This window comes from Streptomyces katrae, from assembly GCF_000966975.1.
GTDB classification, from domain to species: Bacteria; Actinomycetota; Actinomycetes; order Streptomycetales; family Streptomycetaceae; genus Streptomyces; species Streptomyces katrae.
Map to the genome: position 1 here is coordinate 1 of NZ_JZWV01000705.1, position 405 is coordinate 405.

Below are 405 nucleotides of genomic sequence, written 5' to 3' on the forward strand. Positions count from 1 at the left end.
CTCGTTCGTCGCCCGGCTGGCGGTCGACGCCCAGGACGCGGAGATCGTCCGCTGCACGGTCGACCTGGCCCACTCCCTGGGCCTCCTGGTCGTCGCGGAGGGCGTGGAGGACGACGAGACGTGGGAACGCCTGCGGGACCTGGGCTGCGACGCCGTCCAGGGCTGGCTGGTCGCGGCCGCGATGCCCCCGCAGGAGGCCACGGCCTGGCTCCTGGCCCGAGGCGAACGCGGCTGGCGCCGCCCGGCGGACATCACGGCGGAACTGGCCGCCACGGCCGACACCCCGGCCCCGTAGCGGTTCCCTGCGGGGCGTGGGCGGGGCCGGCCCGGTCCCGCCCGGGCGTCGGGTGCGGGCGGTGGGCCGCCGCACGGGCTGGATTTCGCGCAGCGAAATTCCAGCCCCGC

At 77.8% G+C, this 405-nt stretch carries 1 protein-coding gene; it reads left to right on the forward strand.

What is annotated here, in order from left to right; genetic code table 11:
- A partial coding sequence (locus VR44_RS24650; protein WP_045949778.1) for an EAL domain-containing protein occupies positions 1–295 on the forward strand: 295 nt, incomplete at its 5' end.
- Between the last annotated feature and the right edge of the window lie 110 nt (positions 296–405).